The sequence below is a fragment of the Mycetohabitans sp. B2 genome, assembly GCF_021733735.1.
GTDB classification, from domain to species: domain Bacteria; phylum Pseudomonadota; class Gammaproteobacteria; order Burkholderiales; family Burkholderiaceae; genus Mycetohabitans; species Mycetohabitans rhizoxinica.
This window is the reverse complement of record NZ_JAHKSP010000043.1, coordinates 46,368-69,390: the sequence shown is the minus strand read 5'-3', so window position 1 is coordinate 69,390 and position 23,023 is coordinate 46,368. Positions and strand designations below refer to the sequence as shown.

15 protein-coding genes and 2 pseudogenes are annotated in these 23,023 nt (G+C 61.3%); 10 read left to right on the top strand and 7 right to left on the bottom strand.

Translation table 11 applies throughout. The features are described from left to right. Nucleotides 1–43: 43 nt before the first annotated feature. Nucleotides 44–1,408: an MdtA/MuxA family multidrug efflux RND transporter periplasmic adaptor subunit gene (locus KPG66_RS08740; RefSeq protein ID WP_237070670.1), complete on the bottom strand. Its 1,365-nt coding sequence runs from the start codon at nt 1,406–1,408 to the stop codon at nt 44–46. A gap of 310 nt (nt 1,409–1,718) precedes the next feature. Continuing rightward, nucleotides 1,719–2,183: a rhodanese-like domain-containing protein gene (locus KPG66_RS08735; protein ID WP_237070669.1), complete on the bottom strand. Its 465-nt coding sequence runs from the start codon at nt 2,181–2,183 to the stop codon at nt 1,719–1,721. 355 nt (nt 2,184–2,538) lie between these two features. On the opposite strand from KPG66_RS08735, the gene glnA reads away from it, so the two are divergent. The 3 genes from glnA (at nt 2,539) to ntrC (ending at nt 6,886) form a co-directional block, all read left to right on the top strand. Next, nucleotides 2,539–3,954 carry a type I glutamate--ammonia ligase gene (gene glnA, locus KPG66_RS08730; RefSeq protein WP_237070668.1) on the top strand — a complete coding sequence of 472 codons (1,416 nt, stop codon included), beginning with the start codon at nt 2,539–2,541 and terminating at the stop codon, nt 3,952–3,954. A 170-nt stretch (nt 3,955–4,124) separates the two neighbouring features. Next, nucleotides 4,125–5,255, top strand: a complete 1,131-nt coding sequence (gene glnL / locus KPG66_RS08725; protein ID WP_237070667.1) for a nitrogen regulation protein NR(II) — start codon at nt 4,125–4,127, stop codon at nt 5,253–5,255. A gap of 74 nt (nt 5,256–5,329) precedes the next feature. Continuing rightward, nucleotides 5,330–6,886: a nitrogen regulation protein NR(I) gene (gene ntrC / locus KPG66_RS08720; protein ID WP_237070701.1), complete on the top strand. Its 1,557-nt coding sequence runs from the start codon at nt 5,330–5,332 to the stop codon at nt 6,884–6,886. A gap of 22 nt (nt 6,887–6,908) precedes the next feature. Here the strand turns inward: ntrC and xth are convergent, their stop codons facing one another. Then, nucleotides 6,909–7,688, bottom strand: coding sequence for an exodeoxyribonuclease III (xth, locus tag KPG66_RS08715; protein WP_237070666.1), 780 nt, complete (start codon nt 7,686–7,688; stop codon nt 6,909–6,911). Nucleotides 7,689–8,067: 379 nt separating this feature from the next. Between xth and KPG66_RS17950 the strand changes: the two are divergent. The 5 genes and pseudogenes from KPG66_RS17950 to KPG66_RS08695 all read left to right on the top strand — a co-directional run. Then, nucleotides 8,068–8,220, top strand: a pseudogene (locus tag KPG66_RS17950) (2-hydroxycarboxylate transporter family protein); the annotation flags it as partial. Between the two features lie 171 nt (nt 8,221–8,391). Next, the gene (locus tag KPG66_RS08705; RefSeq protein ID WP_237070665.1) at nt 8,392–9,111 is read left to right on the top strand and encodes a hypothetical protein; all 720 of its coding nucleotides are present in this window, start codon (nt 8,392–8,394) and stop codon (nt 9,109–9,111) included. Between the two features lie 111 nt (nt 9,112–9,222). Continuing rightward, nucleotides 9,223–9,522, top strand: a pseudogene (locus KPG66_RS17945) (DDE-type integrase/transposase/recombinase); the annotation flags it as partial. Between the two features lie 296 nt (nt 9,523–9,818). Continuing rightward, entirely contained in the window at nt 9,819–10,070 is a 252-nt protein-coding gene (locus KPG66_RS08700) for a DUF378 domain-containing protein (protein ID WP_237070664.1), read from the top strand. Nucleotides 10,071–10,583: 513 nt separating this feature from the next. Then, on the top strand, nt 10,584–11,858 hold the full coding sequence (locus tag KPG66_RS08695) for an amidohydrolase family protein (RefSeq protein ID WP_237070663.1): 1,275 nt from the start codon (nt 10,584–10,586) through the stop codon (nt 11,856–11,858). Between the two features lie 48 nt (nt 11,859–11,906). On the opposite strand, the gene KPG66_RS08690 is transcribed toward KPG66_RS08695, so the two are convergent. From KPG66_RS08690 to fixL, 4 genes are all read right to left on the bottom strand, one after another. Continuing rightward, nucleotides 11,907–13,997, bottom strand: a complete 2,091-nt coding sequence (locus KPG66_RS08690) for a M3 family metallopeptidase (protein ID WP_237070662.1) — start codon at nt 13,995–13,997, stop codon at nt 11,907–11,909. A gap of 77 nt (nt 13,998–14,074) precedes the next feature. After that, on the bottom strand, nt 14,075–14,926 hold the full coding sequence (gene folD / locus KPG66_RS08685; RefSeq protein WP_237070661.1) for a bifunctional methylenetetrahydrofolate dehydrogenase/methenyltetrahydrofolate cyclohydrolase FolD: 852 nt from the start codon (nt 14,924–14,926) through the stop codon (nt 14,075–14,077). Nucleotides 14,927–15,077: 151 nt separating this feature from the next. Next, on the bottom strand, nt 15,078–15,701 hold the full coding sequence (gene fixJ, locus KPG66_RS08680) for an oxygen response regulator transcription factor FixJ (RefSeq protein ID WP_013435735.1): 624 nt from the start codon (nt 15,699–15,701) through the stop codon (nt 15,078–15,080). Then, a complete protein-coding gene (gene fixL, locus KPG66_RS08675; protein WP_237070660.1) occupies nt 15,698–18,211 on the bottom strand; it encodes an oxygen sensor histidine kinase FixL in 2,514 nt (837 codons plus the stop codon). The genes fixJ and fixL overlap by 4 nt, the downstream gene beginning before the upstream one ends. A 296-nt stretch (nt 18,212–18,507) precedes the next feature. Here fixL and aceE point away from each other — a divergent pair, with 296 nt between their 5' ends. Then, nucleotides 18,508–21,207 carry a pyruvate dehydrogenase (acetyl-transferring), homodimeric type gene (gene aceE / locus KPG66_RS08670; RefSeq protein ID WP_237070659.1) on the top strand — a complete coding sequence of 900 codons (2,700 nt, stop codon included), beginning with the start codon at nt 18,508–18,510 and terminating at the stop codon, nt 21,205–21,207. Between the two features lie 91 nt (nt 21,208–21,298). Next, complete coding sequence (gene aceF / locus KPG66_RS08665) at nt 21,299–23,023, top strand: dihydrolipoyllysine-residue acetyltransferase (RefSeq protein ID WP_237070658.1); 1,725 nt, start codon at nt 21,299–21,301, stop codon at nt 23,021–23,023.

The following is a 23,023-nucleotide window of genomic DNA, read 5'->3' as shown; positions in this document are numbered from 1 at the left end:
GAATGGTCCGGGAGCGCGGCGCCGGGGCAGGTCCCGGCCGGAATCAAGGCTGCGGTTGGTGCGCGTGGCCGTGCGTGGCCGACGCGTGACGCGCGCCACGCGCCGCTTGGCCTGCCGACGCGGCGGGGCGGCCACTAGCGATCGCGGCCGGAATCGTGATTTTGGCGCCTTCGCGCAATCGGTCTGAGCCGTCGATGACGACACGCTCTCCCACCACTAGACCGGAGACGATGCTGGTGCGCTCGCCATCGACCGGACCCGTTTTCACCGGGCGCGCGGTGACTGTATTGTCGGCTTTGACCACATAGACAAATGTTCCCATCGAGCCATTGAGCACCGCGGAAGTCGGTACGATGGTCGCGTTGCGGATCGTGTCCACGCGTAGCCGCACGTTGACGAACTGATTCGGGAACAACGCCTGCCCCGCGTTCTGGAACACCGCGCGCAGCTTCACGGTGCCGGTGGTCGTATCGATCTGGTTGTCGAGGGTGTGCAACTCGCCGGTTTCCAGCGGCCGGCTGTTGGTGCGGTCGTATGCGGTCGCGCACATCTTGGCGCCGGCGGTCCATTGCTTAAGGATGGCTTGTAGGTTGTCCTCGGACGTGGTGAACACGACGCTCATGGGCTGCATCTGCGTGATGACGACAATGCCGTTTGTATCGCTGGTGGTCACGTAGTTGCCCGGATCCACCTGACGCAGTCCCACTCGGCCAGTCACCGGCGCGGTGATCCGCGCGTAGGTTAAGTCCAGCTTGTACGTATCGATCGTCGCCTGGTCCGACTTTACCTGGCCACGGTACTGCTCGACGAGCGAGGCCTGCGTGTTGACCTGCTGGCGCGAGATCGAATCCTGCTTGAACAACGCCTGGTACGCGTTCAGATCCGACACTGCCTGTCGCAGCAGCGCCTGGTTTTTCGCCAGTTGCCCTTCGGCGTTGCGCAGTGAAATTTCGTAGGGGCGTGGATCGATTTGTGCGAGTACATCGCCGCGCTTGACGAGTTGGCCTTCCTGGAAATTGACCGACATCAGCGTGCCATTCAACTGCGTGCGCACGGTCACCGTCGCGAGCGGTGTCACGGTGCCCAGCGCATTGATCATGATTGGCATTTCGCCATGGACCACGGTCGCGACTTTAATCGGCTGTGGCATGTCCGCGAACGCGCCGCCACCATGGCTGCCACGTTTCGCGCCAGGCGGCTTGCCGGCATTGCCCGTGGCTGTGCCGCTGGCGTGGGCGCCCGCCGTGCCGCGCATGGCATTACGTTGCCACGGATGCCACCAAAGCAGCACGACGACGACAGCGACGAGCCCCGTGGCCAGCCGCAGCACGCGCGTGCGGGTGCGGCTGGCCACGGCGCGCGGCGCTGCATCGGATGATCGGGTTTGTTGTTGTTCGTCTTTCTGCATGGTCGAGCCAATCGTTGGGACGCGATGGTGGGGAAGGGCTGCGACGACGAGCCGACGTGGTGGGGTGCCTGGTTTGTCGGACCATCATTGGAAACTGCACGAAATCCTACGTGCGTCGACCGTGTCAGTCCAGCGCCCTTTTTTTCGGAACGTTACTGCGCCCACCGCCTGCGGCAACCGCGACGGGCGTGCGGCATGGCAGTGAGGGGGCACGTCGGGCCGCCGCGTCCGGGTCGTGCACGTTCCGCGTGCGGGACCATCCGGGCGCGACCTCCCGTGGCGCAGTGTCCCCAACCCGGTGTCCCCGAGCCTAGGCGCTTACCCAGGGCAAGCCGCGGAAGCACCAACCGCCAACCGTCTTACGGTGGCCTCGAGCGTCCTTGTCGCCCTCGAAACCTTCCAGAATATCGTAAGCGTGCATGAAGCCCGCGTTCGCCGCTGCCACTGCGGCCAGCTTTGAGCGCGCGGCGCTGCGGCACAGCAGCAGGATCGGCGTATGCGGCATCGCCACTTGGGACAGTTGCTCGACGAACTCCGGGTTGGGAACGCCGCCCGGGTATCGCGTCCACTCGATGTGTACGTACTGGCCATCCCCGACGACCGGGCGGCCGACCCAGTCCAGTTCCGCGCGGGTGCGTACGTCAACTAGCCGGGCCCCCGGCTCGAGCGCCAACAACTCGAATGCCTCACCTGGCGCCAGCGCGCCAGCATACTGCAGCTGGTGTTGCGTGCGGCGCTGCTCGGCCGCTGCATAAATCGCGTCACGGGAAGTCATCACTGTGTCCAAAAAGCGCAATGGTTTAATTTTAGCGTCGTCGTAGAATGACCCGCCTAGGCAGCGGCATGGAGCACGACCTTGGTGCATTATCGTCTTTTTGCACCGATCGCGTGCTTGTTCGGTGCCGCCAATCGCAGTTGCACTAATATTGTGCGCAATGCGCTGCCACTAGGACGGGTAATACGCTGCTTGTAGGTCGTGGTAGGGCATAAGCCCTGCAATGGAGCGTGCCCGGTGTCCCTGCATCATAATTTGGCATGGAGTGTGCTTTGTTTGGACCCGATCCCGTTGCATAACCGAGAAGCCGGAATCGGGAAGTGGTATCGCCCCCATTGTTCATCAGGAGAAAGGAATGACTCAAACCGTGGCCGACGTCATCAAGCTCGTCGAGGACGAGGACGTCAAGTTCGTCGATTTTCGCTTCACCGACACCCGCGGCAAGGAACAACACGTGTCGGTGCCGGTGTCGGCGTTCGACGAGGACAAGTTCGAAGCCGGCCACGCGTTCGACGGTTCCTCGATTGTCGGCTGGAAGGGAATTGAAGCGTCGGATATGCTGCTGTTGCCGGATCCGAACACCGCGTATATCGACCCGTTCTACGAGGAATCGACGTTGGTCCTCATCTGCGACGTGATCGAGCCGTCGGACGGCAAGGGCTATGAGCGCGACCCGCGCTCGCTCGCCAAGCGTGCCGAGGCGTACCTGAAGAGCACGGGCTTGGGTGATACCGCGTTTTTTGGCCCGGAACCCGAATTCTTCATTTTTGATTCGGTGCAGTGGAACATTGATATGTCGGGCTGCTTCGTGAAGATCGGCTCCGAAGAGGCTGCTTGGTCGTCGGGCAAGGAATTCGAGCACGGCAACAGCGGTCACCGTCCGGGTGTTAAGGGCGGCTATTTCCCGGTTGCCCCGGTCGATTCGTTCCAGGACATGCGCTCGGAGATGTGCCTGTTGCTCGAGCAACTGGGCGTGCCGGTCGAAGTGCATCACCATGAGGTCGCGGGTTCCGGCCAGAACGAGATCGGCACAAAATTCTCGACATTGGTGCAACGCGCTGACTGGACGCAGATCCTGAAGTACGTTGTACATAACGTGGCCCATACGTACGGCAAGACCGCGACGTTCATGCCCAAGCCGGTGGTGGGCGACAACGGTTCCGGCATGCACGTGCATCAGTCGATTTGGAAGGATGGCCAAAACCTGTTCGCAGGCAATGGCTATGCGGGCCTGTCCGAGTTCGCGCTGTTCTACATCGGGGGCATCATCAAGCACGCCCGTGCGTTGAACGCGATCACGAACCCGACCACGAACTCGTATAAGCGGCTAGTGCCGCACTTCGAAGCACCCGTCAAGCTCGCGTATTCGGCGCGCAATCGTTCCGCGTCGATCCGCATTCCGCATGTGTCGAACCCGAAGGGGCGCCGGATCGAGACGCGTTTCCCGGATCCGATGGCCAACCCGTATCTGTGCTTCTCGGCGTTGATGATGGCCGGCCTAGATGGCGTGCAAAACAAGATCCATCCGGGCGAGGCCGCGGACAAAAACCTGTACGACCTGCCGCCGGAAGAGGACGCGAAGATCGCGACCGTCTGCGAGAACCTGGACACCGCGCTGGATGCGCTCGATGCCGATCGCGAGTTCCTCACGCGCGGCGGCGTGTTCACGGATTCGATGCTGGATGCGTACATCGAGCTTAAGACGCAGGAGCTGCAACGCTTCCGTCAAACCACGCACCCGATCGAGTTCGAGATGTACTACTCGCTCTGAGCGATGGCGCGTGCTGTCCGGCAGCCGGCAGGCCGTGCGGCGCGCCTATGCGCGTTGTCGCCCGCGCCCGCGAGGTGACCGGTAGGAAATGGGGATGGCCTTGCGCCGTCCCTATTTTATTGGACCGGCCCGAGGATATTGAAGAGCCTGGTCAAATCGAAACGAAGCCAATGCGATACGCTGCGAAACGAAGCCCATCCGATACGCCGGACGATTCAGCGTTGTCATGCTCTGGGCTGCTGCCTGGGCTCGACGCGCTGCCAACGGCCGTGCTGGTGCTGGATAAGCGGACATTGCGAGTAGCGTATGCGAATCCATCGGCCGAGTCGATGCTCGAGATGTCGCGCCGGCAACTGGAGCAGACCACGTGGCCGGATCTGTTCTCCAATGGCGACGAGTTAGTGACGACCATCGCAGCGATTGCTGACAACCGGTTCCAGGCGACGCACTTGGACGCCACACTGGAGCGCCAGCTGCGCGAGCCGTTGCGCGTGCACGTGATCGTGGGCTACCTCGAGACAGCATCGGACTACGTATTGCTCGAGCTGTTCGCCAACGACCAGCAATTGCGCAGCGATCGAGAGGAACGTATCCATGACTTGACGTCGGTCAACAAGCAATTGATCCGCAATCTGGCGCACGAAATTAAAAATCCGCTTGGCGGCATTCGCGGCGCGGCGCAGTTGCTTGAGTTCGAGTTAGGCGAGCGCGAGGCGCGCTACGACCTGCGCGAATACACGCAGGTCATTATCAAGGAGTCCGATCGGCTGCAGACGCTGGTGGACCGGCTTTTGGAGCCACACCGTCATCCGCACATTGTTGGTGACGTGAACATCCACGAGGTCTGCGAACGGGTACGCGCGGTGATCTTGGCCGAGTTTCCCTGGGGGCTGACGATCGAGCGCGACTACGATGTGAGCGTGCCGGAGTTTCGCGGCGATAAGGAGCAACTGATCCAGGCGTTGCTGAACATCGTGCGCAACGCAACGCAGGCGCTCAAAGAGCGCATCTCGCAAGGTGACGCGCATATCGCGTTGCGCACGCGCGTCGCGCGCAAGGTCACGATCGCCAAGCGGTTGTGCAAGTTGGCATTGGACTTGCGGATAACCGACAACGGCCCCGGCATACCGGAGGCGATCCGTGACCGGATTTTTTATCCGCTGGTGTCGGGACGGGAAGATGGCAGCGGGCTTGGACTCACGCTTGCGCAGACCTTTGTGCAGCAGCACGCAGGGTTGATCGAAGTGGAAAGCCGTTGCGGCCATACCGAATTTCAGATCCTGTTGCCGCTGGCTCGATGACTGTAGGCGACAGGTGCGCGCACGCAGATATTGAAGAAAACCGCTCGATCAATCTTGAAGCCAATCTGAAATCTATGAAGCCAATCTGGATAGTTGACGACGATCAGTCGATACGCTGGGTGCTCGAGAAGGCACTGGCGCGCGAGCGCTTCGTGACCCGTAGCTTTACCAGTGTGCGCGACGTGCTGGCCGCATTCGAGCAGGACCAGCCGCAGGTGCTGGTATCGGACATTCGAATGCCGGGCGGCTCGGGACTTGAACTGCTCAATACGGTGCGCGAGCGGTGGCCGGGGTTGCCGGTGATCATCATGACGGCATTCTCGGACCTGGACAGCGCCGTCGCGGCTTTTCAGGGCGGGGCGTTCGAGTATCTGGCCAAGCCGTTCGACGTCGATAAGGCGGTCGAATTGATCCGCCGCGCCGTTGACGAGGGCATGCGCGGCGAGTCCGGCTGCGATGACCGGCTCGCTGAGGCGCCGGAAATGCTTGGGCAGGCCCCGGCGATGCAGGACATGTTCCGTGCGATCGGCCGGTTGTCTCATTCCGCGGCGACGGTGCTGATCACTGGCGAGTCCGGGACCGGCAAGGAACTGGTGGCCCATGCGCTGCATCGACACAGCCCGCGCGCCAATGGACCGTTTATCGCATTGAACACGGCGGCGATGCCGAAAGACTTGCTCGAGTCAGAGCTGTTTGGGCACGAGCGCGGGGCGTTCACGGGCGCGCAGGCGATGCGGCAGGGCCGCTTCGAGCAGGCCGAGAACGGCACACTGTTCCTGGACGAAATCGGGGATATGCCGTTCGATCTACAGACGCGACTGTTGCGCGTGCTCTCGGACGGGCAGTTCTACCGCGTCGGCGGTCACCGTCCTTTGCGGGCGAACGTGCGGGTGATTGCGGCGACGCATCAAAATCTGGAGACGCGGGTGCGGCAGGGATTGTTCCGCGAGGATCTCTATCATCGGCTCAACGTAATCCGGTTGCGGCTGCCGCCATTGCGCGAGCGCAGCGAGGATATCCCGCTGCTCACACGGCATTTCCTGCAAAAGAGTGCCCGCGAGCTTAGCGTCGAGCCCAAGCGCGTCACTGACGAGACGCTGGCGTACCTGGCACTAATGCCGTTTCCCGGCAACGTGCGCCAACTGGAGAATCTGTGCAACTGGCTGACCGTGATGGCGCCCGCGCAGACCATCGAGATCAAGGACTTGCCGCCGGAGCTGGTCATAGAGCGGCAATCGGCCCCGCACGCCGTGTCCGATGAAGGGCTACTGATTGGCGAGACTGTCGGCGTCGCCGCCGGCGCAGCAGCGGCGTTCTCGTCCGGCGATACCCGCGCCGCAGCACTGGCGCCCAGCGGCGTGACGCCGCTGGGCGGCCCCGCCCGTGACGCGCTGTCGCCAGTATCGTCTCACGTCAGTGCATGGGAGGCTGGCTTGCGCACCGAAGTGGCGCGACTGCTGCGCGAGAACGCGCCCGAGGTGATGGATGGGCTGGCGCGCCGCTTCGAAGCCGCGGTGATTCGCGAGGCGCTGGACTTCACGCGCGGCCGCAAGGTCGAAGCCGCCGAGCGGCTTGGCATTGGACGCAATACGATCACCCGCAAGATCCAGGACCTGCGTTTGGAATCGTGATGGCGATCGGGTCGCCGCCCGCTTAACGCTCCAGCGTCGCGATTACTGGCGCATGGTCCGATGGCTGGTCCCAGCGACGCGGAGTCTTGTCGATCTCGCACGCGCTGCAGCACTGCGCGAGCGACGGCGACAGCAGAATGTGATCGATGCGTAATCCTGCGTTGCGGCGAAAGGCCAGCATTCGGTAGTCCCACCACGAGAACGACTTGTTAGGCTGCTCGAAGCAGCGAAAGGCATCGACGAGCCCGAGTTCGACGAGCGATCGGAAGGCATCGCGCTCCTCGGGCGACACGAGGTTCTGTCCTTCCCACGCTTGCGGGTCGTGCACGTCGCGATCTTCCGGCGCGATATTATAGTCACCCGTTAGCGCGAACTGCGGGTGTGCACGCATTTCGGCGGCGACCCATTCACGCAGCGCGGCCAGCCATGACAGTTTGTACGCGAATTTGTCGGTGCCCGGCGCCTGCCCATTGGGAAAGTAAGCGCTGACCACGCGCACGCCGTCGATGGTCGCGGCAATCAAGCGCTGCTGCAGGTCGTCAAAGCCGGGAATGTTTCGTATGACGACCGCTTCGTCGACGGGCAAACCTTCGCGTACGAGGATCGCGACGCCGTTATAGGTCTTTTGTCCGGAAAACCAGCTGCGGTAGCCGGCCGCTTCGAGTGCCGCGCGCGGATACTTGTCGTCGGGCAGCTTCAGTTCCTGCAAGCACAATACGTCGACACGACTCATGGCGAGCCAGTCGATGACGTGTTGCAAGCGGACTTTCAGAGAATTGATGTTCCACGTGGCGATTTTCATGTTTGAGTCAGTGCCGCGACAGGACTGGCTTTGCGGCTATGTTTAAATGGTAGTTGACTATCTAGCTACCCACCTTGGAGGTGGTAGAGAAAACGATGGAGGCCGCTTATGATAGCTTTAGTTCGCTGCTTGACCCTCGCGGCTCTTGAGTGGCAACGGTGCGGGCCTTGCGGCCAATTCGTCAGGCGACAGCAGACTTAAGCACGTCTGGGCAACTTTGGCTTTCGGCACGTGAGCCGGTCATCGTAAAGCTCCTGTCGCAGGATCATGATGCCGTGCTTCGGTTCTCGGCTTGTGGGAACGGCGCAGGAGGGGGGGCGCACCTTGCCGCAGCGCTTGTCGCGGTGCTGATACTGATGGCAATCGGTTTTCTCGTTGGGCGTTGGTCACCGCGGCCAACCGTCTGCCACTGATGCCGTTTGCGCAACTTGCTACCCGGATTGGTGGAGCACTTACGGCGATGGTGGCCCTGCTATGGTGGGGACAATGGGTTCGACGCGCAAAAATAAACGTGCTTTGCCGATGTCAGTGACTTCTGACAAATTGCGTGGCCATTGGACCAATAATTTTTCTTGTACGCTTAAGGCAAGACGCGAATTACGGCCTGGACAAGGCTGGAAAATTATGGAAGCGTTGGCCTATGAGGCTGGGCCTGCTATGGGCGCGTGATGATCACTGACCACGGGAACAAGGGAGGATGGCAATGAGAAAGCGAGCGATGAAAGTAAAAGCGCAACAAAAAGCTAAAGTTGCAAGAATTTTACATGAACATGAGGGAGAACTCAGTTCATTCACGCGAATGCAGCGGCATTACGGTGAGCTACAAGCAATACTCAACACCGTTGCCGCGCGTTTCGGTGCAACCGCTCGTCCAAGCCCGGCGATGCGCGAAATCGACAAGCGCGCTGCAGCTATCGATGAGTGGGTAACGAGTGATCGACGGCAACAGGTGCCGGTGCGCGTGTTGGGACGCTTGGGGGGCGAGAACGGAGGGGATATGATAAACGGTGTAAATAACTGGCTAAAGCGGAATAGGTTAGCAGGTCGAGAACCAACGGCAGGCGAATTTCTTAATATCAACCCGTTCTCAGATTGGTCTGGTTCAATCAATCAAGGTTGGATACAAGGAGCATTTGATAGAGGTCATATGTTCCGCTTGTTAACTGACGTGCCTGAACATCTTGTTGCTGCGCATAACAATGCCGCTCAAAATCCGACTGAAGAAAACATTAATCAATATAAAGAAATTTTGAGCAATGCAGCGGAAAACTGGCAACATCGAAGCAGTGTTTTTGCAAAAGAGTTAATTGCGTGTGCTAGGAATGGATACGCCATTCACGAAGACGAAAACGGTAGAAAAAGCGTTATGCCATGGGGCAAGCATGAGCTTTTAGAAAGATTCCGTCCAGGGGCTGCTGCTTGAGCGCAATGTGAAGGTGACGTATGAGTCGGTGCGTGCGGGTGCAACCCATCCGGCGGGCAGCTTGCCCCGCCAACGAAAGCCGTACAGGGTAAGCCCGGCTCGACGTGGCACCTTGATGAAATGTTCGTGAATCTGCGCGGCAGGCCGTATACACTGTGGCGCGTCGCCGATGAGCGTGGAGCCGAACTGGATGTGCTGCGGCAAAATTGCCGTGATAAATCCGCCGTCAAAAGCGTCTTCAAAAGCGCGCTGTGCTCGGCTACCGTGCCATGCAGAATTGTCACTGAGACCGACTCGTACGCATTCAGATGGACTTGCTCATCATTTGGTGCTGCGCCACACTCGCGCGACGACGAACCCGCCGCGCCGAACATGTTTGCCACGCGCTTTTGCGACTACCGTTTCCATTAAGTGATTTGACTCGGTCGCACATCGAACTGCTGTGCCAATCGGCCCGCGTCCGGACTCTCTTGATCACCGCAAGGGGCACCTTCGCCTCGATGCAGTTCAATGCGCTCGTTTCTCTGTCTGTGTCATCTTCCAGTTTTCTTGTCGGCTTTATTGCTACCTCAGGTCCAGCACGCCTCGCTTATTCGTCGGTCCGATTTTGTGCGGCCACTTCTATAGAACCCGTATAGGCACGCGGTTTGCGGTAAAGGCAGGCAGTTAGTTTATCCCGTTTCGTTGCATATCTTTAGGAGATTGCTATGACTATCGTGACTACCTGTGGCGCACGTTCCAACCTACTCGACTGGATTACCGGCGCACTCGTCATCATTGGTGCTCTTAACTGGGGGCTGGTCGGGCTGTTTCAGTTTGATCTCGTCGCGGCGATCCTCGGCGTCGGATCGGTTGCGTCCCGTATTATTTACGGGCTGGTGGGATTATCAGGGATTTACTGCCTGGTTAGGGCTTGCATTGCGGCCAAGGTTACAGCGTCCGATGATCGGACGCATTGACCATACGTGCGGTCACGCCGATGAAAGAATGGCTGACCGCGGGGTACTTCAACTTAGTTGCAATGCAAAGTATCTTTCGGTGCTTTCGTGTAACTGTCTTCTGTAACATGCCAAACGCTATCTGTCTACTGCGCGGAAGGTGCCAATTCGTTTTATTTTAACGCTTAGCGATTTAAAAAATAGTAAGAAGCGTGGTATTTATCAATCGGTACTCTATATTGGGCTGAACCTCATGAGGCTAGTCCGTGTATTTATGACCGGGCGCCATGCGAGCGGGTAGTGTGAACAAGCATGGCGAAGTTCTCTAGCTTGAACCTTATGGCATCGTAGTGGCACGGCACGCCCAATTTTTCTTCGGCTTTTGTCTTCAAACTTGTCTCATATGGTACACGCTGGCTGTCAATTTCGCGCTGCCTGCATCGAGCGTCGTGGTGACGTCTTGCATGAAACCGCGGCGCGTGTGTTGCTCACCAACATGCAACGTCGGCACGCCCTGACACAGAGGAGCTTCGGATGGATCTAATTATCCGTAACGCATCGTTGCCCGACGGGCGTACGCAAATCGACATCGGCATAAACGGCGCGCGTATCGTCGCGGTAGAGCCCGCGCTGGCGGCGACCGCATCACACGAAATCGATGCGCAGTGCAACTTGGTCACACCGCCGTTCGTCGACGCCCATTTCCATATGGACGCGACGCTGTCGTACGGGTTGCCGCGGGTCAATGCATCGGGCACCTTGCTCGAAGGCATCGCGCTATGGGCAGAACTCAAACCCGCGCTCACGCAACAGGCCGTGTTGGAGCGCGCGCTGCAATATTGCGATTGGGCGGTCGCGCGTGGATTGCTAGCCATCCGCTCGCACGTGGACGTCTGTGACCCGCGGCTGCTGGCCGTCGAGACGCTGCTCGAGGTCAAGCGACGCGTCGCACCCTACCTGGACCTTCAACTGGTCGCGTTCCCGCAGGATGGTCTGTTGCGCAGTCCCGGCGCGTTCGACAACTTGAAGCGCGCGATTGCACTCGGCGTGGACGTCGTCGGCGGTATCCCGCATTTCGAGCGGACGATGGCCGACGGCGCCGAATCCATCCGGCTGCTGTGCGAGTTTGCAGCGCAGAAAGGGCTGCGGGTGGACATGCACTGCGACGAATCCGATGACCCGATGTCACGCCACATCGAGACGCTGGCGGCTGAAACGCACCGGCTTGGGCTGCACGGGCGCGTCGCTGGCTCGCATCTGACGTCGATGCACTCGATGGACAACTACTATGTCAGCAAGCTGCTCCCGTTGATGCACGAAGCGGGCGTGGCCGCCATCGCGAACCCGTTAATCAACATTACGCTGCAAGGCCGTGCCGACACTTATCCGAAGCGACGGGGCATGACGCGCGTGCCCGAGATGCTGGCCACGGGCATCGATGTCGCGTTGGGTCACGATTGCGTGATGGATCCGTGGTACGCACTGGGCTCCGGCGACATGCTCGAGGTCGCGCATATGGCGCTGCATGTCGCGCAGATGACTGGCATCGACGCGAGTCGCGCTTGCTTCACCGCGGTTACGCAGACGCCTGCCAGGATACTGGGTCTGGAAGGGTACGGATTGGCGCCGGGCTGCTACGCCGACCTCGTCTTGCTCGATGCTCGCGATCCGATCGAGGCGATCCGGCTGCGCGCGGCACGCCTGGCCGTGATACGGCGCGGTCAGGTGGTCAGCCGCCAGCCGGCAGCGCACGCGACGTTGGCGCTCGCTGGTCGGCCCGATACCGTGGATTTCAAGTTGCGTCGTTGACGGCCCGAGCCTTAAGCGCTTGGGCTCGCCATCACTCATGCCCCGTGGTTAGGCTGCTTCTCCAGCCATCCCGTTGTGACGCAGCAGTGCTTCGATGTTCGGCTCGCGCCCGCGGAATGCCTTGAACGACGCCATCGCAGCACGGCTGCCGCCGACTTCAAGAATCTCCGCGCGGTAGCGTGCCCCCGTTTGTCTATCGAGCACGCTGCCGCTCGCGCTTGCCGCTTCCTCGAACGCCGCGTATGCATCAGCCGACAGCACTTCTGCCCACTTGTAGCTGTAGTAGCCGGCCGCATAGCCGCCAGCAAAGATGTGGCTGAATGTGTTCGGCCAACGCGAGAACGGCGCCTGGGGCACGACGTGGCAGCTGTCGTTGATCTGCCGGGCAAGCGCATTCACGCTGACGGCGCCATCCGGATCGTAACCGGTATGCAGCAGCATATCGAACTTCGAAAAGACGATTTGCCGCAGCGTCGCGAGCCCGCTTTGGAAGTTGCGGGCCGCCAGCATCTTGTCAAACAGTTCGCGCGGCAGCGGTGCACCGGTGTCCACGTGCGACGTCATGCCGGTCAGCACGTCCCACTCCCAGCAAAAGTTCTCCATGAATTGCGATGGCAATTCAACTGCGTCCCATTCAACACCGTTGATGCCTGACACGCCCAACTCCTCGATGCGCGTGAGCATATGATGCAGTCCATGGCCGAATTCGTGGAACAGCGTAATCACTTCGTCGTGCGTGAAGCATGCCGGCTTGTCACCGACCGGCGCCGAGAAGTTGCACGTCAAATAGGCGACTGGGGTTTGCAGGCTACCGTCGCCGCGCTTGCGGCGCGAGCGCGCATCGTCCATCCACGCGCCACCGCGCTTGCCTTCGCGCGCGTATAGGTCCAGGTAGAACTGCGCGACGAGGTTGCCATCCGCGTTCTCGACGCGGAAGAAGCGCACATCGGGATGCCATGTCTCGGTGGTGTCCGGCTTGATCGAGACGCCGAACAATGTCTCGGTGACGCGAAACAGCCCGTGCAGCACGACGCGTTCCGGGAAGTATTGCTTGACTTCGTTTTCGGAGAACGCATAGCGTTTTTGCCGCAGCTTTTCGGACGCGTATGCAACATCCCATGGTGCGAGTTGCGCCAGGCCAAGCTCGTTGGCAGCGAATGCACGAAGCTGCGCCCAGTCTTTTTCCGCATAGGGTCGCGCGCGCCGGGCCAGATCGTCAAGAAACGCGATCACCTGGTCCGGAGAGTCGGCCATTTTCGGCTCGAGCGACACTTCGGCGAAATTCCGGTAGCCGAGCATCGACGCTTCTTGCGCGCGCAGCTTCAATTGCTCGGCCATGTTGGCGGTGTTGTCCCACTCGGGCTTGCCGTTGCCGTATTCGGCCCCCAACTCGGACGCGCGGGTCGCGTAGGCGCGGTACATCGCCTCGCGCATTGGGCGATGTTCGGCGTACTGTAGCACTGGAAAATACGACGGAAAATGCAGCGTGAACTTCCAGCCCGGCTTGCCGTCCTTTTCCGCTGCATGGCGCGCCGCGTCAACCGCGTCGGCAGGCAGGCCGGCGAGTTGTGCGGAATCGGTCGCGAAGTACGCGTATGCGTTGGTCGCGTCCAGTACATGGTCGGAAAACGCCTTCGCCAGCGTCGCCTGCTGCTCCTGCAATTGTGCAAAGCGTGGCTTGCTGGCTTCCGGCAATTCGGCGCCGGACAGGCGGAAATCGCGCAGCGCATTGTCTAGGATCTTCTTGCGCGCGTCACTCAGTTGCGCATAGGCGCTGCTTGCCGCAATCGCCTTGTACTTGTCGTACAGCGCCAGGTTTTGGCCCACATTGGACCAGAATTCGGTCACGCGTGACAGGTTCTGCGCGTGCGCCGTGCGCAACTCTGGCGTGTCGGCCACCGCATTCAGGTGCCCGATCACGCCCCAGGCGCGCGACAGCGGCTCGGTCGCCGCCTCAACGGGGTCAATGACCGCTTCCCAGGTGGCCGGGGTGTGCGGCGCGCTGGCGCGCTCGATTGCGTCGTTGGCGGCGTCCAGCAATACGTCCAGCGCCGGCGTAACGTGCTCGGGACGGATCGATGCAAAGCGTGGCAGATCGGAAAAATCGAGCAGTGGGTTGTTAGCGGCGGTGTGAGGCATGGTGTTCCTAGCGGATTCCGAAAGAGTGGCGGATTAGCGCGACGCATCGGTCAGCGGCGTCGCGCGCCGTTGCGTCGTCAGCCGGCGGCGCGTTCGGCCGCCTCGATCGTGTTGACCAGTAGCATCGTGATCGTCATCGGACCGACGCCGCCGGGTACCGGCGTGATGTAGCCGGCAACCTCGCGTACGCCGGCGAAATCCACGTCGCCGCACAGCTTGCCCTCGTCGTCGCGGTTCATGCCGACGTCGATGACGGTCGCACCGGGCTTGACCATGTCGGCTGTCAGCAAATTGCGCTTGCCCGTTGCCGCGACGATGATGTCCGCGCGGCGCGTATGGGCGGCCAGATCCCGCGTCTTGCTGTTGCAGATTGTCACGGTGGCGCCGGCCTCGATCAGCAGCATTGCCATCGGCTTGCCGACAATGTTCGAGCGGCCGATCACCACTGCGTTGGCGCCAGCCAGCGGGATGCGCTCCGATTCGAACATTTTCATCACGCCGTACGGCGTGCAAGGGCGGAACAGCGGCTTGCCGGTCATCAACGCGCCCGCGTTGGCGACATGGAAGCCATCGACGTCCTTTTCCGGTGCGATTGCCTCGATGACCTTGTGCGCGTCGATATGCGGCGGCAGTGGCAATTGCACGAGGATCCCATGGATCTGTGGATCGCGGTTTAGCGCGTCGATGCGGGCGAGCAGGTCGGCTTCACTGAGTTCAGCTGGGTAGCGATCATAGACTGAATGCAATCCGTTGTCCTCGCACGCCTTGATCTTGTTGCGCACGTAGACTTGGCTAGCCGCGTTGTCGCCGACGAGCACCACGGCCAGGCCGGGCCGGTGGCCACGTGTGGTAAGCGCGGCAGCACGTTGCGCTACGTCGGCGCGCAGCTGTTTGGAAAGGAGGGTGCCGTCGATGATTCTGGCTGTCATGGCAGGTGGTGGGTCGGATTATCGAAGCGCAAAGCGGTGGACGGCGCATGCTACACTGCGCTTGCACGGCAAGCGGCTGCATGCGACCGAAAGGGCTGATTATACCGCCACGGGCGGGCGGCTTCGTGCGCGCCCGTGGCTTGACGTGCCGCTACTGCTTTTTCGATAGAGCGAGGCGCAGCAGGTCGGCCACCGTGTTCACGTTGAGCTTTTCCATGATGTTCGCGCGGTGCGCCTCGACCGTCTTGATCGAGATGCCAAGATCGTCGGCAATCTGCTTGTTCAGCCGTCCGGCGATGATGCGCCCGAGCACTTGTTGCTCGCGCGCGGTCAGCTTGGACAGGCGCTCGGCGGCCGCGCGCTGCTGCTGCGCGGTCGAGCTCTCGGTGCGGGCACGCTCGAGCATGCGCTCGACCAGCTGGCGCAACTCGGCTTCGTCAAACGGCTTTTCGATAAAATCCATCGCGCCTTTTTTCATCGTCGATACGGCCATCGGCACGTCGCCGTGGCCCGTGACGAAAATGATCGGCAGCGTTGCATGCTCGGCAATCAGCTTTTCCTGTAGCTCGAGCCCGTTCATGCCGGACATGCGTACGTCCAGAATCAGGCAGCCGAGCTGCGACGGCTGGTAAGCATCGAGAAACTGTTCGGCGCTGGAGAAGCACTGGACACGGTAGCCGTTGGCCTCGAGCAGCCAGCGCAGCGAGTCGCGCACTGCCTCGTCATCGTCGACGACGAAGACGGTTTCCTGTTGTGTGGTGAATGGGCTGCTCATAGATCTCCCGTGACAGTTTGCGGCGCGGCCGCTGCGGGCCCATGCTGCGTAGGTTCTTCGGTTTCGCCAAATGGCAACGTAAAATGAAAAGTACAGCCGGTCACAAGGCCGTCGGGCTCGACATTGTTGACGACCCACAGACGTCCCCGATGGGACTCGATGATCGAGCGGCAGATGTTTAGCCCCATGCCCATGCCGTCGGACTTGGTGCTGTAGAACGGCTCGAACAGGCGCTCGGTGCTGGCCTCGTCCACGCCGGGTCCCTGGTCAACCACGCTGATGCGCACGCACGGCCCCTCATCGACGATGCGCACCTCGACGCGGATCACGGGATCGACCGCGTTTGGACGGGCATCGGCCATCGCTTCGGCGGCGTTTTTCAGCAGGTTCACGAGTACCTGTTCAATTAGTACCGGATCGACGTTGATGACCGGTAGCCGCGCGCGCATGTCGGTGACGATGCGGATGTGCCGCTTGCGCATTTCGATCTCGGCTAGGCCGACCGCATCCGCAATGATGTCGCTGATCTTCGTGCGTTGACGCTTCGGTTCGCTGCGTTTGACGAATTCACGGATGCGCTTGATGATCATGCCGGCGCGCACCGCTTGCTGCGACGTTTTCTCGAGCACCGGTAACAGATTTTCCGGCGACGCGCGGCCGGACTTTACCAGCGCCACGGTGCCCGATGCGTAGTTGTTGATCGCCGCCAGCGGTTGGTTCAACTCGTGCGCCAGTGACGAGGCCATTTCACCCATCGTCATCAAGCGGCTGGTGAACTGTAGCTTCTCGTCCTGTTGCTGCGCCAGTTCCTGCGCTTGCTTGCGCTGCGTGATATCCGTGGCGATTTGCATCTGCGCGAGGTGGCCATCGACCCACTGAATGTATTGCCGACGCACCTCGAACCACTTTTGGATGCTCTGCACGTAGATTTCGCGCGCGTCCGATGTGCTTTCGGTCAGCGCGGCAGCTGGCAGGCCGGCGTAGGTATCGACTAGATCGATCGAGTCGTTCGACGCCTGGGTCGCCGCATCGAAGCTCGAGCCTGCCAATTCCAGGTGCCCGTCCGGGCGGATACCGAACAGATGCCGGTAGTAGCGGTTGGCAAACAGCAGCTCGGCCTGGTCTGCCGCCAGCACTGAGACTGCCGCGTCCAGCGACTCGAGTACCGTGGTGAAACGCTCATGGGCGGCGGCCAGCTCCTCGCGCGCGCGTTTGGGCTCGGTGATGTCGGTCATCGACGACATCCAGCCGGTCTGGCGCCCGGAGCTATCGATCAGCGGCGATACATACAGCCGCGCGTGAAAAATCGAGCTATCCTTGCGGCGCACCCGCAACTCGAACCCCGACGAGGGCGCCTTGCCGCGCAGCGTCATGTCGAGCTGCCGATGCATCTCCGCATGGGCTTCGCGCGGCCAGTACGGGAACGGAGCGGTCTTGCCCACCAGGTCGCTTTCGTCCCAGCCGGTCATCCGGCAAAAGGCTGGATTCACGTGCGTGATGCGTCCTTGCATGTCGAGCACGCGCATGCCAATCAACACTGAGTTTTCCATCGCGCGCCGGAAGAACGCCTCCGCGTACAGCGCCTGTTGAGCCTCGAAGCGCTGCCGAGTGTGCTTCCATAAGCTCCACAGGCTCCATAGCACGAAGCACGACAGGCCGGCGACCAGCCACACCAGCGTCTTGTTCGTAAAGTTGGTCAGTTGCGGATACGAGTACACGCGCACCGCCAGGCCATGGCCCGGTGGATCGAGCGGCAGGTCGTAATACGCATCGCGCGGCAGCCTCGGACGGGTGGACGTAGTGGATAGCTCGCGGTGACCCAGATCAATGATCGAGATCTTGTATTTGGCGGACAACTCGGCTGGAATGTCGTGCTTGAGCATGCCTTCGACCGAGAACACGGCGGCCACCGTGCCGAGGAACTCACGCTCGCGAAAGATCGGCGTTTGCAGTGTCACGTAGCCATTGCGTAAGTCGTCGTAGAGCAGCGCCGAGTAGATCTGCCGGCGCGAAGCACGTGCCTCAGTGAACGCAGCGTGGATCGCATCGTCCAATTGCGTCTCGTTTGGCTTGGCCAGCCGCGAGCCGACGTGCGACTCCGGGGTGCTGGCCCAGTGCGGCGTCTGCGAGCCGTCGAGCCAGTTCATGTAAATGATTTCCGGGTGGCTTTGCATCACGGCACCGGCGGCCGTTTGGAAGGTCCGCGCGTCACCATGACCGGCGGCAATGTCGCGAGCGAGGGCAGCAATGTGTTCCTGCGTGCTCGTCATTGACAGACGGATCTGTTGCTGTGCCCACGCGACGTTGCGATACAGCGTGTCTTCTTGCTGCTGTTGCTCGCGCCGGTTCAGGCTCCATAGAATCAGGCTCATCACGATCAGGAACACCACGATCGACACGAGCGGCGTGAGCAAGTAAGAGTTGGACCACCACGGGCCGTGATGCCAGCGGTTAGGCGGCGGCGTCGGCCCGGGCCGCGCTGCACGAGCGAGAAGCCGTTCAGTCAACATGAAGCAAATTGTAGCGCAGGGTTAAAAGCACAAAGCGAGCTGTTCGCGGCAAGGCAGCGATAGAATCCAGTCAGATGCCGGATTTTCGGGTTGCGCTGCAGCAATTTTTCGTATTGTGGGAAATCATCTCGTCATTTGAAAATTTTGTTGCGCAGGCTCAGACCGGGTCTTTACAATTCGGTGGCCGCCCGGCCAGGATGCCGCTTCCGGCCGCGCGATCCCGCAGGCGGAACCGCGCACGCGGTAGCTGGTCAGCTTGTGCTGCACGTTCCCCATACTAGGACTAGGAGACGCTCATGTCCGCCGTACCCGAGGAAGTGATGAAGTATGTCGCCGCCGAAAAAGACAACGACCCGCAGGAAACCGCCGAATGGCTCGAGGCGTTAGATGGCGTGCTGTCGGCTGTGGGCCTCGAGCGCGCACATTACTTGATCGAAAAGCAGATCGAATTTGCGCGGGTCCATGGCGAGCATCTGCCATTTTCCGCGAACACGCCCTATATCAATACGATCCCCGTGTCCGCGCAGGCTAAGAGCCCCGGCGATCAAGACATCGAACATCGGATTCGCTCGTACACGCGCTGGAATGCGCTGGCGATGGTGCTGCGCGCCGGCAAGCACACGAACGTCGGTGGGCACATTGCATCGTTTGCGTCGGCCGCCACCCTTTATGACGTCGGGTACAACCATTTCTGGCACGCGCCGAGCGCCGAGCATGGTGGTGACCTGGTGTTCGTGCAGGGCCACTCGTCCCCCGGCATTTATTCACGCGCGTTCCTGTTAGGTCGGCTAACCGAGGAGCAACTGGACAACTTCCGGCAGGAGGTCGGGGGCAAGGGCATCTCATCGTATCCGCACCCGTGGCTGATGCCGGATTTCTGGCAGTTCCCGACGGTGTCGATGGGCTTGGGTCCGATCATGGCGATCTACCAAGCGCGTTTCATGCGCTACCTGGAGGCGCGCGGCATCGCGAAGACCGCGGGGCGCAAGGTTTGGGCTTTCCTCGGCGACGGCGAGACCGACGAGCCGGAATCGCTCGGCGCGATCGGCATGGCCGGGCGTGAGAGGCTGGACAACCTCGTGTTCGTGATCAACTGTAACCTGCAGCGGCTGGACGGGCCGGTGCGAGGCAACGGCAAGATTATCCAGGAGTTGGAGTCCGAATTCCGCGGTGCGGGCTGGAACGTGATCAAGGTGATCTGGGGCAGCCGCTGGGATTCGCTGTTTGCGCGCGACAAGACGGGCGCGTTGATGCGCCGGATGATGGAAGTGGTCGATGGCGAATACCAGACGTACAAGTCGGAGTCCGGCGCCTACGTGCGCGAGCATTTCTTTAACACCCCGGAACTCAAGGCGTTGGTGGCGGACTGGTCCGATGATGATATCTGGAATTTGAACCGAGGCGGCCACGACCCGCATAAGATCTACGCGGCATTTCACGCGGCGCAGCACAATGTCGGCCAGCCGACCGTGATCCTGACAAAGACGATCAAGGGCTACGGGATGGGCGAGGCCGGGCAGGCGATGAACATTACCCACCAGCAGAAGAAAATGCAGGTGGACCAACTAAAGCAGTTCCGCGACCGGTTCCGGCTGCCGATCTCGGACGACGAGATCGCTGATGTGCCTTACTTAAAGTTTGACGAGGGCTCAAAAGAGCTTGAGTACATGCGCCAGCACCGGCTGGCGCTCGGCGGCTATTTGCCGCAGCGACGGATGAAGGCCGATATGTCGCTGGACGTGCCGCCGCTGTCCGTGTTCGAACCGGTGCTCAAGGGCACCGGCGAGGGACGCGAGATCTCCACGACGATGGTGTTCGTGCGGATCTTGAACATCCTGCTCAAGGACAAGGCGCTCGGCAAGCGGATCGTGCCGATCGTGCCGGACGAGTCGCGCACGTTCGGCATGGAGGGGTTATTCCGCCAGATCGGCATTTGGAACCAGGAAGGGCAGAAGTACGTGCCGGAAGATTCCGACCAGTTGATGTTCTACAAGGAATCGACGACCGGACAGATCTTGCAGGAAGGCATCAACGAGGCGGGTGGCCTCTGCGACTGGATCGCGGCGGCGACATCGTACTCGACGCACAACGAGATCATGGTGCCGTTCTACATCTTCTACTCGATGTTTGGCTTCCAGCGCGTCGGTGACCTGGCCTGGGCCGCCGGTGATATGCGCTCGCGTGGCTTCCTGCTCGGCGGCACTGCGGGGCGCACAACGCTCAATGGCGAAGGGTTGCAGCATGAGGACGGGCATTCGCTGTTGTGGGCGTCGTCGATCCCCAATTGCGTTAGCTACGATCCGACATTTGGCTACGAGCTTGCGGTGATTATCCAGGACGGCTTGCGCCGTATGGTGCAGGAGCAGCAGGACGTGTTTTATTACCTGACGGTAATGAACGAAAACTACGAGCATCCGGCGATGCCCGAGGGCGAGCATGTCGCGCAGCACATCATCAAAGGCATGTATTCATTGCGCAAGGCTGATGCGGATAACGACGCTCCGCGTGTGCAATTGCTCGGTGCCGGCACAATCCTGAACGAAGTGATTGCTGCAGCCGAGTTGCTGAAGAACGATTGGGGCGTGGCCGCCGACCTGTGGAGCGTGCCGAGCTTCATTGAACTGGCCCGCGAAGGGCAGGCGGTACAGCGCCAGAATCTGCTCAACCCGCTCGCTGAGCCCAAACTGTCACACGTGCAGACCTTGCTGAAGGACACGCAAGGGCCGGTGATTGCGGCGACCGACTATGTACGCTCGCTGGCCGAGCAGATCCGCGCATTCGTGCCGCGTTGCTATGTGGTGCTGGGCACCGATGGCTTCGGTCGTTCCGATACGCGCGAGAAACTGCGTCACTTCTTCGAGGTTGACCGCTATTGGGTCACAGTGGCCGCGCTGCACGCGCTGGCCGACGAAGGCACGATTGACCGCAAGCGGGTGGCGCAAGCGCTGCAGAAATACCAGCTCGATCCGGCCAAGCCGAACCCGGTGACCGTCTAACGCCATTTTCCCGCATCGCGCGAACGCGCTGCCCCGTGTGCGACGGCCATGGCCAGCCGTCGCACGCGCGTGGCTGATGGAGACAAAATCAATGAGTGAAGCGATCGAAGTGAAGGTGCCGGACATCGGCGACTACCAGGACGTGCCGGTGATCGATGTGCTGGTCAAGCCGGGCGATGCCGTCGAGCCGGAGCAATCGCTAGTCACGCTCGAGTCGGACAAGGCGACGATGGACGTGCCGAGCCCGAGCGCCGGTGTCGTTAAGGAAGTGAAGGTCAAGCAGGGTGATACGGTTTGCGAAGGGTCGCTGATCGTGATTCTCGATCGCGCGAGCAACGCCTCGGCGCCTAGCGGTCACGGTGCGGCGCAACCCGCCGTAGCCGCTGCGCCGGCCGCAGGCTCAGGCTCAGCGCCCGCTGCCGCGTCCGCGCCGCCCGCCGCTGCGGCTCCGGACTCAGCCCGGGTCACATCGCCTGCCGCGTCGGGTAGGGCCGGCGGCGGTGTCCGCGAGGTCAAGGTCCCCGATATCGGTGACTACCAGGACGTGCCGGTGATCGAAGTGCATGTGAAGGTGGGCGACGTTGTCGAGCCGGAGCAATCGCTGGTCACGCTCGAGTCGGACAAGGCGACGATGGACGTGCCGAGCCCGGCCGCTGGCAGGGTGAAGGCACTGAAAGTCAACGTTGGCGACACGGTGTCGGAAGGCACGCTGATCGTCGTACTGGATAGCGTCGGTGGCGCGGCGTCCGAGCAGGCGCCGGCCGCGCAGCCGGCTACGGCGTCCAGGTCGGCCGAGCAGTCTTCAGATCTGCCGGTTGCGCCAACGCCGGCGAGTGGCGCTGGCGAGCCGTCGGCGCTTGCGCAGGCGCCGGCGAGCCCGATTGCTGGCGAACACCGTGCTAGTCACGCGAGCCCGTCGGTGCGCAAGTTCGCGCGCGAGCTGGGTGTCGAGGTCGCGCGCGTGCTGGGCACGGGCCCGAAGGGCCGGATCACGCGCGAGGATGTAACCGCCTATGTGAAGGGCGTGATGACCGGACAGCGCGGCATGCCTGCGGGCGGGGCTGCCGCATCGGGCGGCGCGGGGCTAGACCTGCTGCCCTGGCCGAAGGTCGACTTTGCGAAGTTCGGCCCGGTGCAGGCCAAGCCGCTGTCGAGGATCAAAAAGATCTCCGGAGCGAACCTGCATCGCAACTGGGTCATGATCCCGCACGTGACGAACAACGACGAAGCCGATATTACCGAGCTTGAGACGTTGCGTGTGCAACTGAACAAGGAAAACGAGAAAGCGGGCATCAAGGTGACCATGCTCGCGTTCGTGATCAAGGCGGTGGTCGCCGCGTTGAAGCAATTCCCGACCTTCAACACCAGCCTGGCCGGCGACAACCTGGTGTTCAAACAGTATTTCAACATTGGCTTTGCAGCCGATACGCCGAACGGGCTCGTCGTGCCGGTGCTCAAGGAGGCTGACCACAAGGGGGTGCTCGACATCGCGAAGGAAACCGCGGAGTTGGCGAGACTGGCTCGCGAAGGCAAGCTGAAGCCGGACCAGATGCAGGGCGGTTCGATCTCGATTTCGTCGCTTGGCGGCATCGGCGGCACACATTTCACGCCGATCATCAATGCACCGGAAGTGGCGATCCTCGGCCTGTCCAAGAGCGCTTACAAGCCGGTCTGGGATGGCAAGCAATTTGTCCCGCGGTTGATGCTGCCGCTGTCACTGTCGTACGACCATCGCGTGATTGACGGTGCGGAGGCCGCGCGCTTCAACGCGTACCTGGGCCAGATCCTCGCGGATTTCCGCCGCGTGATGCTGTGA

What these genes read in the sequence shown, in the direction of transcription:
- glnA (WP_237070668.1), top strand. Translation starts at nt 2,539, where the DNA reads ATGACTCAAACCGTGGCCGACGTCATCAAGCTCGTCGAGGACGAGGAC.
- KPG66_RS08700 (WP_237070664.1), top strand. Translation starts at nt 9,819, where the DNA reads ATGACTATCGTGACTACCTGTGGCGCACGTTCCAACCTACTCGACTGG.
- glnL (WP_237070667.1), top strand. Translation starts at nt 4,125, where the DNA reads ATGCGATACGCTGCGAAACGAAGCCCATCCGATACGCCGGACGATTCA.
- KPG66_RS08695 (WP_237070663.1), top strand. Translation starts at nt 10,584, where the DNA reads ATGGATCTAATTATCCGTAACGCATCGTTGCCCGACGGGCGTACGCAA.
- ntrC (WP_237070701.1), top strand. Translation starts at nt 5,330, where the DNA reads ATGAAGCCAATCTGGATAGTTGACGACGATCAGTCGATACGCTGGGTG.
- folD (WP_237070661.1), bottom strand. Translation starts at nt 14,926, where the DNA reads ATGACAGCCAGAATCATCGACGGCACCCTCCTTTCCAAACAGCTGCGC.
- KPG66_RS08735 (WP_237070669.1), bottom strand. Translation starts at nt 2,183, where the DNA reads ATGACTTCCCGTGACGCGATTTATGCAGCGGCCGAGCAGCGCCGCACG.
- fixL (WP_237070660.1), bottom strand. Translation starts at nt 18,211, where the DNA reads ATGTTGACTGAACGGCTTCTCGCTCGTGCAGCGCGGCCCGGGCCGACG.
- aceE (WP_237070659.1), top strand. Translation starts at nt 18,508, where the DNA reads ATGTCCGCCGTACCCGAGGAAGTGATGAAGTATGTCGCCGCCGAAAAA.
- aceF (WP_237070658.1), top strand. Translation starts at nt 21,299, where the DNA reads ATGAGTGAAGCGATCGAAGTGAAGGTGCCGGACATCGGCGACTACCAG.
- fixJ (WP_013435735.1), bottom strand. Translation starts at nt 15,701, where the DNA reads ATGAGCAGCCCATTCACCACACAACAGGAAACCGTCTTCGTCGTCGAC.
- KPG66_RS08705 (WP_237070665.1), top strand. Translation starts at nt 8,392, where the DNA reads ATGAGAAAGCGAGCGATGAAAGTAAAAGCGCAACAAAAAGCTAAAGTT.
- KPG66_RS08740 (WP_237070670.1), bottom strand. Translation starts at nt 1,408, where the DNA reads ATGCAGAAAGACGAACAACAACAAACCCGATCATCCGATGCAGCGCCG.
- xth (WP_237070666.1), bottom strand. Translation starts at nt 7,688, where the DNA reads ATGAAAATCGCCACGTGGAACATCAATTCTCTGAAAGTCCGCTTGCAA.
- KPG66_RS08690 (WP_237070662.1), bottom strand. Translation starts at nt 13,997, where the DNA reads ATGCCTCACACCGCCGCTAACAACCCACTGCTCGATTTTTCCGATCTG.